Annotated in this window: 15 protein-coding genes; 12 read left to right on the top strand and 3 right to left on the bottom strand. The window is 65.0% G+C overall.

What is annotated here, in order from left to right; genetic code table 11:
* Nucleotides 1-14: 14 nt before the first annotated feature.
* Entirely contained in the window at nt 15-221 is a 207-nt protein-coding gene (locus tag D580_RS0101895) for a twin transmembrane helix small protein (protein ID WP_155999646.1), read from the bottom strand.
* A gap of 110 nt (nt 222-331) precedes the next feature.
* Between D580_RS0101895 and D580_RS0101890 the strand changes: the two genes are divergently transcribed.
* The 3 genes from D580_RS0101890 to cyoE are packed head-to-tail and all read left to right on the top strand — an operon-like array spanning nt 332 to nt 2,560.
* Nucleotides 332-1,018, top strand: a complete 687-nt coding sequence (locus D580_RS0101890; protein ID WP_231363477.1) for an SURF1 family protein — start codon at nt 332-334, stop codon at nt 1,016-1,018.
* Entirely contained in the window at nt 1,015-1,665 is a 651-nt protein-coding gene (locus tag D580_RS0101885) for an SCO family protein (RefSeq protein WP_018952745.1), read from the top strand. Before D580_RS0101890 ends, D580_RS0101885 begins: the two co-directional genes overlap by 4 nt.
* Nucleotides 1,658-2,560, top strand: coding sequence for a heme o synthase (cyoE, locus tag D580_RS0101880; RefSeq protein WP_419581637.1), 903 nt, complete (start codon nt 1,658-1,660; stop codon nt 2,558-2,560). The genes D580_RS0101885 and cyoE overlap by 8 nt, the downstream gene beginning before the upstream one ends.
* 43 nt (nt 2,561-2,603) lie before the next feature.
* Here cyoE and D580_RS0101875 read toward each other — a convergent pair whose 3' ends face one another.
* On the bottom strand, nt 2,604-3,968 hold the full coding sequence (locus tag D580_RS0101875; protein ID WP_026289609.1) for a cbb3-type cytochrome c oxidase subunit I: 1,365 nt from the start codon (nt 3,966-3,968) through the stop codon (nt 2,604-2,606).
* Between the two features lie 147 nt (nt 3,969-4,115).
* Between D580_RS0101875 and D580_RS0101870 the strand changes: the two genes are divergently transcribed.
* From D580_RS0101870 to ccoS, 9 genes are all read left to right on the top strand, one after another.
* Complete coding sequence (locus D580_RS0101870) at nt 4,116-5,135, top strand: COX15/CtaA family protein (protein WP_018952742.1); 1,020 nt, start codon at nt 4,116-4,118, stop codon at nt 5,133-5,135.
* 168 nt (nt 5,136-5,303) lie between these two features.
* Nucleotides 5,304-6,794 carry a cytochrome-c oxidase, cbb3-type subunit I gene (gene ccoN / locus D580_RS0101865; RefSeq protein ID WP_018952741.1) on the top strand — a complete coding sequence of 497 codons (1,491 nt, stop codon included), beginning with the start codon at nt 5,304-5,306 and terminating at the stop codon, nt 6,792-6,794.
* Between the two features lie 26 nt (nt 6,795-6,820).
* Entirely contained in the window at nt 6,821-7,555 is a 735-nt protein-coding gene (ccoO, locus tag D580_RS0101860) for a cytochrome-c oxidase, cbb3-type subunit II (RefSeq protein ID WP_018952740.1), read from the top strand.
* 52 nt (nt 7,556-7,607) lie between these two features.
* Nucleotides 7,608-7,808, top strand: coding sequence for a cbb3-type cytochrome oxidase subunit 3 (locus D580_RS0101855; protein ID WP_012639531.1), 201 nt, complete (start codon nt 7,608-7,610; stop codon nt 7,806-7,808).
* Entirely contained in the window at nt 7,805-8,728 is a 924-nt protein-coding gene (gene ccoP, locus D580_RS0101850) for a cytochrome-c oxidase, cbb3-type subunit III (RefSeq protein WP_018952738.1), read from the top strand. The genes D580_RS0101855 and ccoP overlap by 4 nt, the downstream gene beginning before the upstream one ends.
* 92 nt (nt 8,729-8,820) lie before the next feature.
* Nucleotides 8,821-10,227, top strand: coding sequence for a cytochrome c oxidase accessory protein CcoG (gene ccoG / locus D580_RS0101845; RefSeq protein ID WP_018952737.1), 1,407 nt, complete (start codon nt 8,821-8,823; stop codon nt 10,225-10,227).
* Between the two features lie 33 nt (nt 10,228-10,260).
* Nucleotides 10,261-11,082, top strand: a complete 822-nt coding sequence (locus D580_RS0101840; RefSeq protein WP_018952736.1) for a FixH family protein — start codon at nt 10,261-10,263, stop codon at nt 11,080-11,082.
* A 41-nt stretch (nt 11,083-11,123) separates the two neighbouring features.
* Nucleotides 11,124-13,595: a heavy metal translocating P-type ATPase gene (locus tag D580_RS0101835; protein ID WP_026289608.1), complete on the top strand. Its 2,472-nt coding sequence runs from the start codon at nt 11,124-11,126 to the stop codon at nt 13,593-13,595.
* A gap of 30 nt (nt 13,596-13,625) precedes the next feature.
* Nucleotides 13,626-13,835, top strand: a complete 210-nt coding sequence (gene ccoS / locus D580_RS0101830; RefSeq protein ID WP_018952734.1) for a cbb3-type cytochrome oxidase assembly protein CcoS — start codon at nt 13,626-13,628, stop codon at nt 13,833-13,835.
* A 286-nt stretch (nt 13,836-14,121) separates the two neighbouring features.
* On the opposite strand, the gene rpoH is transcribed toward ccoS, so the two are convergent.
* The gene (rpoH, locus tag D580_RS0101820; RefSeq protein WP_026289607.1) at nt 14,122-14,985 is read right to left on the bottom strand and encodes an RNA polymerase sigma factor RpoH; all 864 of its coding nucleotides are present in this window, start codon (nt 14,983-14,985) and stop codon (nt 14,122-14,124) included.
* Nucleotides 14,986-15,197 lie beyond the last annotated feature (212 nt).

Here is a 15,197-nt window from a genome sequence, read left to right as displayed (position 1 = left end):
CGGGTGGGGCGGGTTTATCGAAGCCCGGTGGGCTGGAGGAGTCCCGTGGCATAGCCCAGCAGCAGCAGGGCAAACAGTGCGAGGGACAGTCCGATGCGCCAGGTCAGCGCACGCACGACGCGGGTCTTGTCTCGCTCCCCGCCATCCTTGGCCAGGTAATACATACCTTGGAACAGGGAAAACACGATGAAGGCCAGGAACAGTACGACGACAATTTTCATGATCATGGCCCTTGGCGGCAGCGAGTCATCAACTTGATTCACGCAACTATAGCAATTCCATGACAGCGGGTAAGTATGTATTCAGAATTCGCCCGCTTCCTACACTCATCATGCTGATACTGGTCACGTTGTTTTCGAGCCTCGGTGTCTGGCAGTTGGAGCGCGCTGAATTCAAGCGTGAGCTGGCGCGCACCATGGATGAGCGCAACGCACTTCCGCCCGTCAGTCTTGTGTATGCTCAGGTCGATCCCGAGGAACTGCGTTATCGCCATGCGCAGGCCCTGGGAGTTTTTGATGCGGACAGGCAGTTTTTCATTGAAAACCGCAGGTACGGCAGCCGCACCGGTTTTCACGTGATCACGCCGTTGCGGCTCACGGGCAGCGATGCGCTGCTGCTGGTCAATCGGGGTTGGGTCGAGGCACCGCCCGGAGGCGGTCTTCCCGAGGCGGCAGTGCCGGAGGGTGAGGTGACGGTCACCGGGATGGTCTATGAGCCTTCACCGCCGGCGATCACCCTGCATGCAGGACCGGAAGCCGCCAGGGGCTGGGGCAGCCGCTGGCCCTACATGACCGTGGAACTGTTCCGTGCCACGGTGGACTCGCCGGTCGTGCCCATGCTGCTGCTGCTTGAGCGTGGTGCACCCCATGGGTTTGTCCGTGATTGGCCCCGTGAAGAGCCCAAGGTGGGTATGCATATCGGTTACGCGATCCAGTGGTTTGCCTTCGCCCTGATCGTGATGGTCATCTACCTGCGCCTGAGTCTGAGCGCCAAAGCCGTGATGAAGGAGGCTCCATGAATGCAGTGCAGGCCGATCAGGCCTCTGTGGCGCAGACCCCGGGCTGGCGCAGGATGATGCCCTTGTGGATCCTGCTGGTCATTTTTTCACTGCCGGTGATGGCGGCGTGGTGGTTTTATCTCAACCCCGACCAGTTGCCCACGGGGCGGAAGAACCTGGGTGAGCTGATCGAGCCGGTGGTTGCCCTCGACGAACGCCTCGCCCTGCGCCAGGCCGATGGCGCAGCCTTCGATCCCGCCCAGCTGCATGGCAAGTGGTCCCTGGTGACCCTTGGCGTCTCGGGCTGCGCAGACGCCTGCCGCGGACAGCTGGTGGACATGCGCCAGATCCGTCTCGCCGTAGGGGAGGGGCGTTACGTGGTGGAACGCCTGCTCATCGTGCCCCAGGGGGAGTCGGTGGATGCGATCGCGCAAGCATTCCCGGGCATGCACGTGGCGCTGATCGGCCCCGAGGCATTGCAGTCCCTGCAGGCGCAGCTGCCAGGGCCGGATTCCGCGGACAGTCGCATGCTCATCATGGACCCCATGGGCAACCTGATGATGACGTATGCAGAGGACGCCCCGGCGAAACACGTCCTCAGGGACATGGAATTTCTTCTCAAGGCATCAAGAAACTGGGTAAAGGGAGCTGGTTATGGCCATCGCTGATCTGACGCTGTCCAAGTCTCACGCAGGGTCCTGGCGCCGCTACTACGAGCTGGGCAAGCCCAAGGTGGTCGCGCTCATCCTGTTCACAGCCCTGGTGGGGATGCTGCTGTCCGTGCCCGGCATGGTGCCCTGGCACATCATGCTGTTTGGTCTGCTGGGCATCGGCCTGGCCGCGGCCTCGGGCGCGGCCCTGAATCACGTCATCGACCGGCGCATCGATGCGGTGATGGACAGGACCCGCAACCGCCCGCTACCCACCGGGCAGCTGGAGACCCAGAAGGCCCTGGTCTTTGCCATTGCCATGGGCGTGGTGGCCATGGGGATCCTGGTGCTCGCCGTCAATGTGCTGACCGCGGTGCTGACCTTCTTTGCGCTGATCGGCTACGCGGTGATCTACACCGTGTTCCTCAAACGTACCACGCCCCAGAACATCGTCTGGGGTGGTCTGGCGGGCGCGTTGCCGCCCCTGCTGGGCTGGGTCGCGGTCACCGGCCAGATCACGGTGGAGCCGTTGCTGCTGGTGCTGCTGATCTTCGTCTGGACGCCACCCCATTTCTGGGCCCTGGCCATCCGGCGCCGGGAAGATTATGCACGGGCCGGCATCCCCATGCTGCCGGTCACCCACGGCGTGGCGTTCACCAAGCTCCAGGTGCTGCTCTACACCCTGATGCTGCTGACCGTGTCACTGGTGCCCTTCATCATTCACATGACCGGCTTGATCTATCTGGTCGGTGCCCTGGCGCTGGGTATCGGGTTCGTGTTTCATGCCTACCGCTTGTGGCGCAGCTCCGATGACCGCTACGCCATGCCCACCTTCGGCTACTCGATTGTCTACCTGACCGCCATGTTCGCCCTGTTGCTGGTGGATCACTACGTGCGCATGATGATGGCCTGATGACAGGGCGGCGCATCCGTTGCGCCGCCCTGTGTCGAGGCGTTCAGTACCGCTCGCCTCCCAGGAAGGATCGGGCAATCACCAGCACGAAGAGGATGCCGCCGATCACGGCGAGCAGGCCGCCCAGCCCCATGATGCCCATGAAGAAGTGGGTCAGTCCGTCCAGGCCCTGCTCACTGCCTGCGGTCTTGCGCTCGATGCCCATCATCCCGGACACCGCCAGCCCGCCGATGTGCAGCAGTTGCCCGGTGGCGTAGATCACCGGCTGGATGCGGGCCATGCGCCCGGTGGCGGGTGCCCAGCCCAGGCGGGGCAGCAGCAGATAGGAAAGGCCCATGAGGGCCAGGGTCACGCCGACGATGGAGCCATGGTAGTGGGCGGTGATCACGGTGTTTACGTCACCGATCATAACCCCCAGCAGCCCGCCCACCGCGAACAGCAGCAGGGAGGCGAGCAGGGCGCGGTAGGGTGCGGTCATGGCCGGATCCCGGAAGGCGCGCCCGGCGCTCAGGCCGAACAGGATCAGGAGCCCGATGGGCACGGCGGCGAGGCTGTTGCCGTACTGCATCAGGGCGGTGAAGCCGTTGCGAAACTCCGTCGAGGCGATCGGGTAGGCCAGGTGGATGAGCGGCGCGGCCAGCAACGGCAGCACGCCGAGTAGCAGGATGAGGCTGAGCCAGCGGTCCGCCAGCGGGATGCGGATGCCGGCCGGGCGGGCGATCCAGATCCACGCCACCAGCATGATCTGGGTGTAGGCGAACTGCAGGATATGGCCGCCGCCCCAGAACAGCAGTTCGAAGTAGGCCTCGCTCTGGCCGCGCCCCGGCAGGTCCGCCAGGGAAAGACCGCTCCAGATCAGCGAGCCGACGCTGACCAGGGTGGCCAGGCCGGCGGTGTAGATGCCGATGTGCAGCGGATCCGGCCAGAGTCGCGCGGGGTGGTGGCGCAGACCGTAACTCAGGACCTGCAGCACGATGCCGATGCCGAACAGCAGCAGGGCGGCATGGAACACCGGGTGACGCAGCACCGGCACGTAATTGTTCAGGGACGGATCGCCGGCACCCAGGAAGGGCGAAGCGGCCAGTAGCGCCGCACCGCCGGCGGCGAGGGCCAGGCTCAGCCAGCGCAGGGGCAACAGCCCGGGGCGTGCATGCAGGCTCCAGAGCATGCCGGCGAAGGCCAGAAACCAGATCAGGACCGACTGGTCCACGTGCACCACCAGGGCGGTGCGGAAAAAGTCCTGGGTGGGAAACAGGGCCGACGTGCCGGGCGCCCGTGCCAGCACCAGCAGGATGGCAAAGATGCCGGCCACGCCGAGGGCACACACCCCGAGGCCGAGCCAAGCAGCGGCAAGGCGGCGGCTGGCGGGCAGTGGCAGCGGTCCGTAGTGCGAATCCGGCGTTGTCATGTTTTCTGGCCCTTTATGTTTCAACTTCCCTGGAGTCGGCGCTATTTTACACGGGCAGGTCATCCTCCGGCGCCGTTCGCCGGCTGTGCTGGCCGGATTAATGAGCAGTTTTCTGACTCGCAACGATGTTTGGAACACGGGTAGCCCATGACCGCCGAGCGACTGTTCCGTCAATCCCTGTGTATCTCCCTCGTATTGACCCTCATCGTGATCGTGCTCGGTGCCTGGGTGCGGCTCTCCGATGCGGGGCTTGGCTGTCCCGACTGGCCCGGATGCTATGGCCGCCTGCTGGCGCCCACCCAGGCGTCGCATATCGAGCGGGCCAACGAGGTCTTCCCCGAGCGTCCCGTGGAGGTGGCCAAGGCCTGGAAGGAGATGGTGCACCGCTACGCCGCGGGGATGCTGGGACTGTTGGTGCTGTTCATGGCCGTGCTGGCCTGGCGCGGTCGGCGTCGGCCTGGCCAGCCGGTGGTCCTGCCCTTCGTGCTGCTGGGCGTGGTGATTTTCCAGGCCGCCCTGGGCATGTGGACCGTGACCCTGCAACTCAAGCCGGCCATCGTGACCGCTCACCTGCTGGGTGGGTTCACGACGCTTGCGCTGCTGTGGTGGATGGTCTTGTCCACCCGTCCTGCCGGTCCGCCCGAAGGCGCGGCGCCGCGTGCGGCAGGCCCCCTGGTGCTGGTGGCCCTGGCGGTGCTGCTGGTGCAGATCACCCTGGGCGGCTGGGTCAGCACCAACTATGCGGCCCTGGCCTGCCCCGACTTCCCCAAGTGCCAGATGCAGTGGTGGCCGGAAAACACCGATTTCAGTGAGGGATTCGTCCTGTGGCGCGGCACCGGCATCGACTACGAATTCGGCGTGCTCGACGGGCCGGCGCGGACCGCCATCCACCTGACCCACCGCATCGGCGCATTGACCACGTTGCTGGTGCTCGGCGCCCTCGCGCTCTGGCTGCTGGCCCGGGCGCGGGGTGCCGTGCGTGCTGTGGCCGGGGCGGTGCTGGTGCTGCTGGTGGCTCAGATCGGTCTCGGCATTTCCAACATCGTCTTCTACCTGCCGCTCCCGGTGGCGGTGGCCCATAACGCGGGCGCCGCTTTGCTGCTACTCTCTGTCCTGGCGCTGATTTACGTGCTGCGTTCACCGCGGGTCAGCACGGCCGCGTCATAGATAAGGTTATTCCTTCTATTTATCATGTTAATGGCCTGAGTCCGGGGGATTTTTTGATACCCGAGCAGGGCGCTCCGGTTAAGTTTCCACTCCCGGAGAATTGCTGTATTCTCCACGCCCTGATTTCAGCCCCAGAAGTTGAAACCCCTATCAGGGTAGGTGAGAGATATGGCCCATTCCACGACCATGGCTGGCGCGCACGCCGCTACAGGCGTTGCCTCAGCCGAGCAGTACAACTACGAAATCATCAAGAAATTCGCCATCATGGCCCTGATCTGGGGCGTGCTGGGCATGAGTGTAGGCACCTACATCGCCGCCCAGCTGGCGTTCCCTTTCCTGAACTTCGACATCGCCGAGATCAGCTTCGGGCGCTTCCGCCCGGTGCACACCACCCTGGTGATCTTCGGCTTCGGTGGTAATGCCCTGTTCGCCACCTCCTACTACGTGGTGCAGCGCACCTGTCAGGCCCGCCTCTACAGCGACTCCCTGGCCACCTTCACCTTCTGGGGCTGGAACATCTCCATCGCCCTGGGCGTGGTGACCTACATGCTGGGTTACACCCAGGGTCGTGAGTACGCCGAGTTCGTGTGGCCCATCGACATCCTGATCGCCGTCACCTGGGTGGTCTACTTCTGGGTGTTCCTGCAGACCCTGCTGCGCCGCTCGCAGCCGCACATCTACGTGGCCAACTGGTTCTACATGGCCTTCATCCTGGCCACCGCCCTGCTGCACATCTTCAACAACCTGCAGGTGCCCGTGAGCCTGTTCAGCCTGGAGTCCTACTCGCTGTTCTCCGGCGTGCAGGACGCCATGACCCAGTGGTGGTACGGCCACAACGCGGTAGGCTTCTTCCTGACCGCGGCCTTCCTGGGCATGATGTACTACTTCGTGCCCAAGCAGGCGGGCCGTCCGATCTATTCCTACCGCCTGTCCATCATCCATTTCTGGGCGCTGGTGTTCCTGTACATGTGGGTGGGCGCGCACCACCTGCACTGGACCGCGCTGCCCGACTGGGTCTCCACCCTGGCGGCCACCTTCTCTATCCTGCTGCTGCTGCCCTCCTGGGGCGGCATGATCAACGGCATCATGACCCTGTCCGGCGCTTGGGATAAGCTGCGCACCGACCCGATCATGCTGTTCCTGATCACCGCGCTGTCCTTCTACGGCATGTCCACCTTCGAGGGTCCGATGATGTCCCTGAAGAGCGTCAATGCTCTGTCCCACTACACCGACTGGACCGTGGGCCACGTGCATTCCGGCGCCCTGGGCTGGGTGGCCATGATCTCCTTCGGCTCCCTGTACCACCTGATCCCGCGTCTGTGGAACACCAAGCTGTACAGCCTGAAGCTGGTGTACGTGCACTTCTTCCTGGCCACCATCGGCATCGTGCTCTACATCACCGCCATGTGGGTGGCCGGTATCGGCCAGGGCCTGATGCTGCGGGCATTCGACGAGTACGGCAACCTGGCCTACACCTTCGTCGAGTCCGTGGTCTTCCTGCACAAGCCCTACGTGGTGCGCATGATCGGAGGCATGTTCTTCGTCAGCGGCATCGTGATCATGGCCTACAACATTTTCATGACCATCACCGCCGCGCGCCGCGAGGCCGCACGTGCGGAAGCGAAGATCGCCGCCAAGATGGCCGGCGCCGCGTCCTGATCCGGCATTGAAGGAGTTTAACGACAATGAAGCATGAAACCGTTGAAACCAATGCCGGCCTGCTGATCATCCTGACGCTGGCGGTGATCAGCGTCGGTGGTCTGGTGGAGATCGTGCCGCTGTTCTACATCAACGACACCATCGAAGATGTGGAAGGCGTGCGCCCCTACACCCCGCTGGAGCAGCGTGGTCGTGACATCTACGTGCGTGAAGGCTGCTACACCTGCCACTCGCAGATGATCCGCCCGTTCCGCGATGAGATGCTGCGCTACGGCCACTACTCCCTGGCGGCCGAGTCCCAGTTCGACCACCCCTTCCAGTGGGGTTCCAAGCGCACCGGACCGGACCTGGCCCGCGTGGGCGGCAAGTATTCCAACGAGTGGCAGGTACAGCACCTGATCGATCCGCGCTCCGTGGTGCCGGAATCCATCATGCCCGGCTACCCCTGGCTGATCGAGAACGATCTCAAGTACTCCGACATCCAGGCCCGTCTGCGCGCCCTGCGCAGGGTGGGCGTGCCGTACTCCCTCAACGACGAGGAGTACCAGGCCAACGTGGAACGCTTCGGCGAGGAGACCGCCCGCTGGCTGGACATCAACCGCGCCGAGGAAAACCTGGTCGCCCAGGCCCGGGCGGGTAACTACGACGGCAACCCTTCTCGCATCACGGAGATGGATGCTCTGGTGGCCTACCTGCAGGTGCTTGGCACCATGGTGGACTTCACCCAGTACGATGACGGTTACTTCGTCCAATTCCGCTGATCCGCAGGCGCGCGACATGTCGCGCGCCCGATCGGCCTAGAGGTAAAGAACGTTGCTGGACTTGTGGTATTGGTTTACCGATATGAGCAACAGCAAGGTGGTCGCCCTGCTGCTGTTCTTCAGTCTGTACATCGGCATCCTGATCTACCTGTTCGGCAGCAAGAAGCGATCCAAACGCCTTGAGTCCTATCGTCTCATGCCATTGGACGATGACGACGAACCGGCGAACAGCGATAACGGGAAAAAGCGATGAGCAAGCCGACCGAGAAGAAAGGCGCAGTCCAGACCACGGGTCATGCCTGGGACGGTGATCTGCAGGAATACAACAATCCGCTGCCGCGCTGGTGGCTGTGGGGCTTCTACGCCACCGTGGTGTTCGCCGTGGTGTACTGGCTCATGTATCCGGCCTGGCCCGTGGGCAACACCTTCACCAAGGGCTTCAACACCATCACCTTCGAGGTGGATGGCGAGGAGCGCACGACCCACTGGAACACCCGCGCCCTGCTGGTCCGCGACATGCAGTCCAGTCCGTCCGCCGTGCGCCAGCGCGAGTTCCTGGAGCAGATCGCTGCCGCCAGCTACGAGGAGATCCTCACCGACGCCGACAAGCTCGCCTTCGTGCGCTCCTACGCCCACGGCATCTACGGCGACTTCTGCGCCGCCTGCCACCAGGTGGGTGGCGCCGGCATCGTGGGTCTGTATCCCAACCTGGCCAACGACGACTGGCTGTGGGGCGGCACCGTGGAGCGCATCGAGGAGACCCTGATTCAGGGCCGCCTCGGCTACATGCCCTCCTACCGCGAGACCCTGAACGCCGACCAGATGACCGACGTGGCCGTCTACGTGCTGTCCATCGCCGGTTACGAGGGCGGTGACGCCGATGCCATCGGCCGTGGCGACCGCATCTTCCACGGTGCCGAGGGTGGTTGCTTCCAGTGCCACAACGTCGGTGGTGTGGGCCGCACGTCCCAGGGCGCCCCCAACCTGACCAACAACATCTGGCAGATCATCGACGTGCCCAACGCGGCTGATCATGATGCCCGCGTGGAACTGGTCAAGAGCGTGCTGCGCAATGGCATTCAGCGCCAGATGCCGGCCTTCGCCGACCGTCTCTCGCCCATCGAGATCAAGGTCCTGACGGCCTACGTGCATCAGCTGGGCGGCGGTCAGTAAGCAACATTCTCACAGACATGATGTCTGAATACCCGGGGCCGGCTGGCCGGCCCTGGGTTTTTGCGCCTCTGTAACGCGCCTGTGGCAATCCTATGAGTGACACTCGCGAGCAAGACTACCAGGCCCGAATCGCGATCTACCCGCGGTCGGTGAAGGGTCGCTTCCGCACGCTCAAATGGGGCATCCTGGCACTCGCGTACGCGGTCTACTTCCTGCTCCCCTGGGTGCGCTGGCACCGGGACTACGGCGCCGCCCAAGCGGTGCTGTTCGACATCCCCGGCCGCCGCTTCTACCTCTTTGACCTGATCGTCTACCCCCAGGACATCTTCTGGCTGGCGGGTTTCCTGATGATCGCCGCCATGCTGCTGTTCCTGGTCACGGGCCTGGCGGGACGGGTGTTCTGCGGGTACTTCTGTTTCCAGACCCTGTGGACCGATGTCTACATGCTGTTCGAGCGGCTGGTGCAGGGCGAGCGCCCGGCGCGTATCCGTCTGTCCAAGCAGCCCTGGGGCGCCGAGAAGATCCTCAAGCTGGGCGCCACCCATGCGTTGTGGCTGCTCACGGCCTTCGCCACGGGCCTGACCTTCACCCTGTACTGGGCCGATGCGCCGACCCTGTTCAAGGAGATCTTCACAGGTCAGGCGCCGTTCCCGGCCTACGCCACGACCGTGTTCCTCACCGTCACCACCTACGTGATGGCGGGACTGGCGCGGGAACAGGTGTGCACTTACATGTGCCCCTATGCCCGCTTCCAGAGCGTGATGTTCGATCGGGACACCCTGATCGTCTCCTACGACGACAAGCGGGGCGAGGGCAGTGCCGGGCGTGCCAAGGTGGCTGCCGGGCTCAAGACCCGGGAAGAACGCCAAGCCAAGGGCGTCGGCGACTGCATCGACTGCGGCTACTGCGTGCAGGTCTGCCCCACCGGCATCGACATACGCAACGGGCTTCAGTACCAGTGCATCCACTGTGCCCTGTGCGTGGACGCCTGTGACACCATCATGGACAAGATGAACTGGCCCCGGGGGCTGATCCGCTACACCTCGGAGAATGCCCTGGAAGGCAAGCCCACCCGCTTGCTGAAGCTGAAGAACATTGGCTACGGTGTGGCCCTGGCCATCATGGTCGTGCTGCTGGCCTGGAGCATCCTCACCCAGCCGCAGCTGGATGCCTCCGTGGCGCAGGTGCGTCAGCCGCTGTTCGTACAGCTCTCGGACGGCGCCATCCAGAACAGCTACGAGATCAAGATCAACAACAAGACCCAGCAGACCGTGGCCCTGCGCATCGAGCTGCACGGGCTTGAGGGGGCGGAGCTGGACACCGGGCGCATCGACGTGGTGCATCTGACCCCGGAACACAGCACCCGGGTGCTGGCGCGGGTGCGCTATCACGTGAGCGACCCCAGTGTGCACCAGCGTGAGATCCTGTTCCGCGTCGTGCCGCTGGACAACGAAGACCTTTCGGTACTGGAACTGCCGAGCCATTTTTACAGTCGCTGAGCGGCTGAACCATCCGCGAGAGGAGGTGTTTTCGTGGAACATCTGCTGATCAAACTGAGCATTGGCGTGCTGGCCTCGTTCCTGGCCTACGTGCTCGTCTACCGCATGACCACGCTGCGCGCCTATCAGGCGACCCTGGTGGTCATCGTGGCCATGCTGTGCGTGTTCCTGCCCCTGCAGATCATCTTCTGGGACGGCGCGGATGTGTTCGCCATCCAGCTGGCCCTGTTCGTGATCGTGCCCTATGGCCTGGGCATCATCACCTCCCAGTGGGAGGCGAGCCGCGGCTCCGGACGCAAGGGCGGACGCTGGTTCCACTGGGCGCCGGCCACCATCGTGGGCTTCTTCTTCGTCATCGCCAGCGTGGACGCCACCATCATCTACCTGGCCAATAACGGCATGCCCAGCCACCTGGTCGGCACCCTGCTGCCCGAACCCCGGGGTGGCGCCCAGCAGGTCACCTCGCACTTCCCTGGCACGGTGATCAACGACCACTTCCGCAAGGAAACCCAGTACAGCGAATACCTGGACCGCGTGCTGGAGCAGCGGGAACGGGGCTGGCAGGTGAGCCAGGGCTGGCTGCAGGCCCCGCGTCACGGCCAGCCGGCCACCTTCCAGGTCAAGGTCACCGACCGCGACGGCCATCCCCTGAGCGACGTGCAGGTGTACGGCATGTTCGCACGCCCCTCGGATGCCCGCGACGATACCGGCTTCGAGCTTCAGTCCGTCTCCCCCGGCGTGTTCCAGGGCGCCGTGGCCCTGCCCCTGCCGGGTGCCTGGGAGGTGTTTGTCAGGGTGCGGCGCGGCGATGAGGTCCATGAGCAGCGCGGCATGACCTCCGTACGTGAAGGGTGAGCGCAGACCCCGCTGCACAGGACACGTCATCGCCTGACGCCTTGACGCCGGACCGTCAGGGCGCCGAGGCGTCCTGTTTCCACTGCGCTCAGCCGATCCCTCCCGGTGCCCATTACGGGGTGACCATCCACAAGCAGCCCCGGGCCATGTGCTGCCCGGGTTGTCAGGCCGTGGCCCAGGCCATCGTCGACGCCGGCCTGAGCGACTACTACCTGCACCGCACCGAGACCCCCGCCGGCCCCGCCGATGCCATGCCCGCCGCCCTGCGCGACGAGCTGGCCCTCTACGACCGTCCCGAGCTGCAGCGCAGCTTCGTGCGCGTGGACGATGCCAACGTGCGCGAGGCGGCCCTGATCCTGGAGGGCATCGTGTGCGCCGCCTGCGTGTGGCTCAACGAGCGTCACGTGAAATCCCTGCCCGGGGTGCTGGAGTTCGCGGTCAACTATTCCACCCACCGGGCGCGCCTGCGCTGGGACGACTCGCAGATCCATCTGAGCGACATCCTCAAGGCCATCCGCGACATCGGCTACCGTGCCCACCCCTTCGACCCGGGCCGCCAGGAAGAGGTCTACCAGCGGGAGCGCAACGCCGCCCTGCGCCGGCTCGCCGTGGCGGGTCTGGGCATGATGCAGGTGATGATGCTGGCGGTGGCCCTGTGGATCGGCGGTGACGAGCCGGACTACGAGGGCATGATGCAGTTCATCCGCTGGGTGGCCTTCCTGGTGGCCACCCCGGTGGTGCTCTACGCCGGGAGCACCTTCTTCACCAGCGCCTGGCGCGACCTGCGCCAACGCCAGCTGGGCATGGACGTGCCCGTGGCGCTCGCCATCGGCAGCACCTACCTGGCCAGCGGCTGGGCAACCATCACCGCCTCGGGGGAGGTCTACTTCGAGTCGGTCACCATGTTCGTGTTCTTCCTGCTCACCGGGCGCTACCTGGAGATGGGCGCGCGCCAGCGTGCCGGCCAGGCCACCGAGGCCCTGGGCAAGCTGCTGCCCGCCATGGCCATCCGCATCACCGATCAGGGCGACGTGCCGGTGCCGGTGGCGGACCTGGCCCCCGGCGACCGGGTGCGGATTCGCCCGGGCGATACCGTGCCCGCCGACGGCACGGTGCTGGAGGGACGCTCCAGCGTCAACGAGGCCATGATCACCGGCGAGAGCCTGCCCAGGCTGCGCCAGAGCGGCGACGAACTCACCGGCGGCACGGTGAACGTGGAAAGCCCCCTGGTCATGCGCGTGGACAAGGTGGGCGCGGACACGTTGCTCTCCGCCATCCAGCGCCTGCTGGACCGGGCCCAGACGGAAAAGCCGCGCCTGGCACGCATGGCCGAGCGGGGCACGGGGCATTTCGTTGCCGCCGTGCTGCTGCTGACCGCCATCGTGGGCGCGGTGTGGTGGTTCTGGATCGATCCCTCCCGGGCCTTCTGGGTGATGGTGGCCATGCTGGTGGTGACCTGTCCCTGCGCCCTGGCCCTGGCCACCCCGGTGGCCCTCACGGCCGCCACCGGTAGCCTTACGGGCCGGGGTGTACTGGTCACACGGGGCCACGCCCTGGAGACCCTGGCGGAGGCCACCGACGTGGTGTTCGACAAGACCGGCACGCTGACCGAGGGCCGTCTGGCGCGGGCGGAGACCCTGGTGCTGGGGGACTGTGGCGAGGCAGCCTGCCTGGCCCTGGCGGCGGTGCTGGAACAGGGCTCGGAACACCCGGTGGCCCGGGTGTTCCAGCGCGCCGGGACCCCGGCGGGTCAGCTTACCGAGCAGCGCTCCACGCCGGGACTGGGCATGGAGGGCCGTGTGGATGGGGTGCGTTATCGCATCGGTGCCGCCGACTTCGTGGCGGCGCTCGCTCCCGCGCAATCCTGGCCCACGCAGGCACTCGCCGAGCTGGCGCGCAGACATCCCACCGGCAGCCTGGTGCTGCTGGGCGGCGAGTCGGGTCCGCTGGCGGCCTTCGTCCTGGAAGACAGGCTGCGCGAGGACGCCGCCGAGTGCGTGGCGGCCCTCAAGGCCCGGGGCCTCGGTGTGCACCTGTTCTCCGGGGATCATCCGGACACCGTGCGCCACGTGGCCGCAGGCCTGGGCATCGACCAGGCCCGGGGCGGCCTGAGGCCGGAGGACAAACTCCAGGCACTGGCCGAACTGCAGGCGCGTCCCGGGGCGGTGGTGGCCATGGTGGGGGACGGCATCAACGACGCACCCGTCCTGTCCCGGGCCCACGTCTCCATCGCCATGGCCGAGGGGACGCACCTGGCCCAGGCCAGCGCCGACATGATCCTGTACGGCGACCGCCTGGGCCAGCTGCCCAACGCCCACCGCCTGTCCCGGCGCATGGTGCAGATCGTGCGCCAGAACATCCGCTGGGCCATCGGTTACAATGTCATTGCCCTGCCGGTGGCGGCCAGCGGTGTGCTGACCCCCTGGATGGCGGCCCTGGGCATGTCGCTGTCCTCGCTGATCGTGGTGGTCAACTCCCTGCGCCTGCGCGAGAACCCGTCACCCCGGCGCTGACATTCACCGCCACGGAGATGACCTGTTTTCATGGATATCCTCTACCTGCTCATTCCCCTTGGCATGGTGTTCCTGGCCGTGGTGATCGCCGCCTTCCTGTGGGCGGTACGCTCCGGACAGTACGAGGACCTGGAAGGGCCGGCCCACCGCATCCTCATGGATGACGACGACCCCATGATCCCCCGAGACGAGGAGCAGGGTGAGGCAGGGGGCAGGGACGACTTGAAGCGGGGCGACTGATTGACTAGGATGTGCCCCGGTTATGTGGGTGGGGGGGTCTGTCTGGACACCGCCCGTTCGAAATGGTCCGGACACACCGGACCCGTCAGCAGAGGGCTGAGACCATGTTCAGTTTCGAGAATTTTCCCCTGACCATCACCATCGCCCTGATCGTGATGTCCTGGCTGAGCTTCCTGTCCGTCATCTTCTTCGGCGGCTGAGGGATCTCGCCAGGCTGCCTGCCAAGGCAGCCCAATGAAAAAAGCGGCCAAGGGCCGCTTTTTTCATTTCTGGGTGTCAGTTGGTTTCAGGCCGCTAGACTCGCCCGCAGCTTGCGCATGGCGTTGCTCTCCAGCTGCCGCACCCGTTCCGCGGAGATGCCGTACTCCGCGGCCAGCTCGTGCAGGGTGGCCTTCTGTTCCGTCAGCCAGCGACGGGCGACGATGTCGCGGCTGCGCGGGTCCAGGGCCTCCAGGCCCGAGTGCAGGCGGGTCTCGTGGTGAGCCGCCCAGTCGTCCGCCTCCAGGCGCTCCGCCGGGTCGCCGGACTCGTCGATCAGGGTCTCGGCGGGAGACAGGCTGGGGCCGTCCTCGTCGCTCGCCGGGGCCGGGTCGAAGCTCACGTCCTGGCCGGCCAGGCGGGACTCCATCTCCAGCACCTGGGCCGGGGTCACGCCCAGGTCGTCGGCCACGGCGTTGACTTCCTCGCTGTTGAACCAGCCCAGGCGCTGCTTGGCGCTGCGCAGGTTGAAGAACAGCTTGCGCTGGGCCTTGGTGGTGGCCACCTTGACGATGCGCCAGTTGCGCAGGATGAATTCATGGATCTCGGCGCGGATCCAGTGGACTGCGAAGGAGATCAGGCGCACGCCCATCTCCGGATCGAAGCGCTTGACTGCCTTCATCAGGCCGATGTTGCCTTCCTGGATCAGGTCGCCCAGGCCCAGGCCGTAGCCGGAATAGCCCCGGGCGATGTGCACCACGAAGCGCAGGTTGTGCATCACCAGCTTGCGGGCGGCCTCCAGGTCCTGGTGGTCCCGCAGGTCCCGGGCCAGGGCCTTCTCCTCATCGGCATCCAGCACCGGCAAGCGGGTGATGGCCTGAATGTAGCTGTCCAGGCTGCCCACCGGCACGGCCAGATGCGGGCCGCCTTTCATCAGTGCTGTAGACGTCATATGTGGTCAAACCCCCTGATGCATTCGATCGTGCTCATTTTAGCACTCGCGGAATTAGAGTGCTAAAGGGGGTGGGAGTTCCGGAGGGAAAATTCAAGATTCAAGATTCAAAATTCAAAGGTGGTGAGATGGCAGGTCTTTGTCTTTCCTTTGAATTTTGAATTTTGAATTTTGAATTTTGAATTTTGAATCTTGAATCTTGAATCTTGAAT

It is taken from the genome of Thioalkalivibrio sulfidiphilus (assembly GCF_000377945.1).
GTDB classification, from domain to species: domain Bacteria; phylum Pseudomonadota; class Gammaproteobacteria; order Ectothiorhodospirales; family Ectothiorhodospiraceae; genus Thioalkalivibrio_A; species Thioalkalivibrio_A sulfidiphilus_A.
Note: the sequence above shows the minus strand (reverse complement) of the source record. Positions and strands in the feature narration are given on the sequence as shown.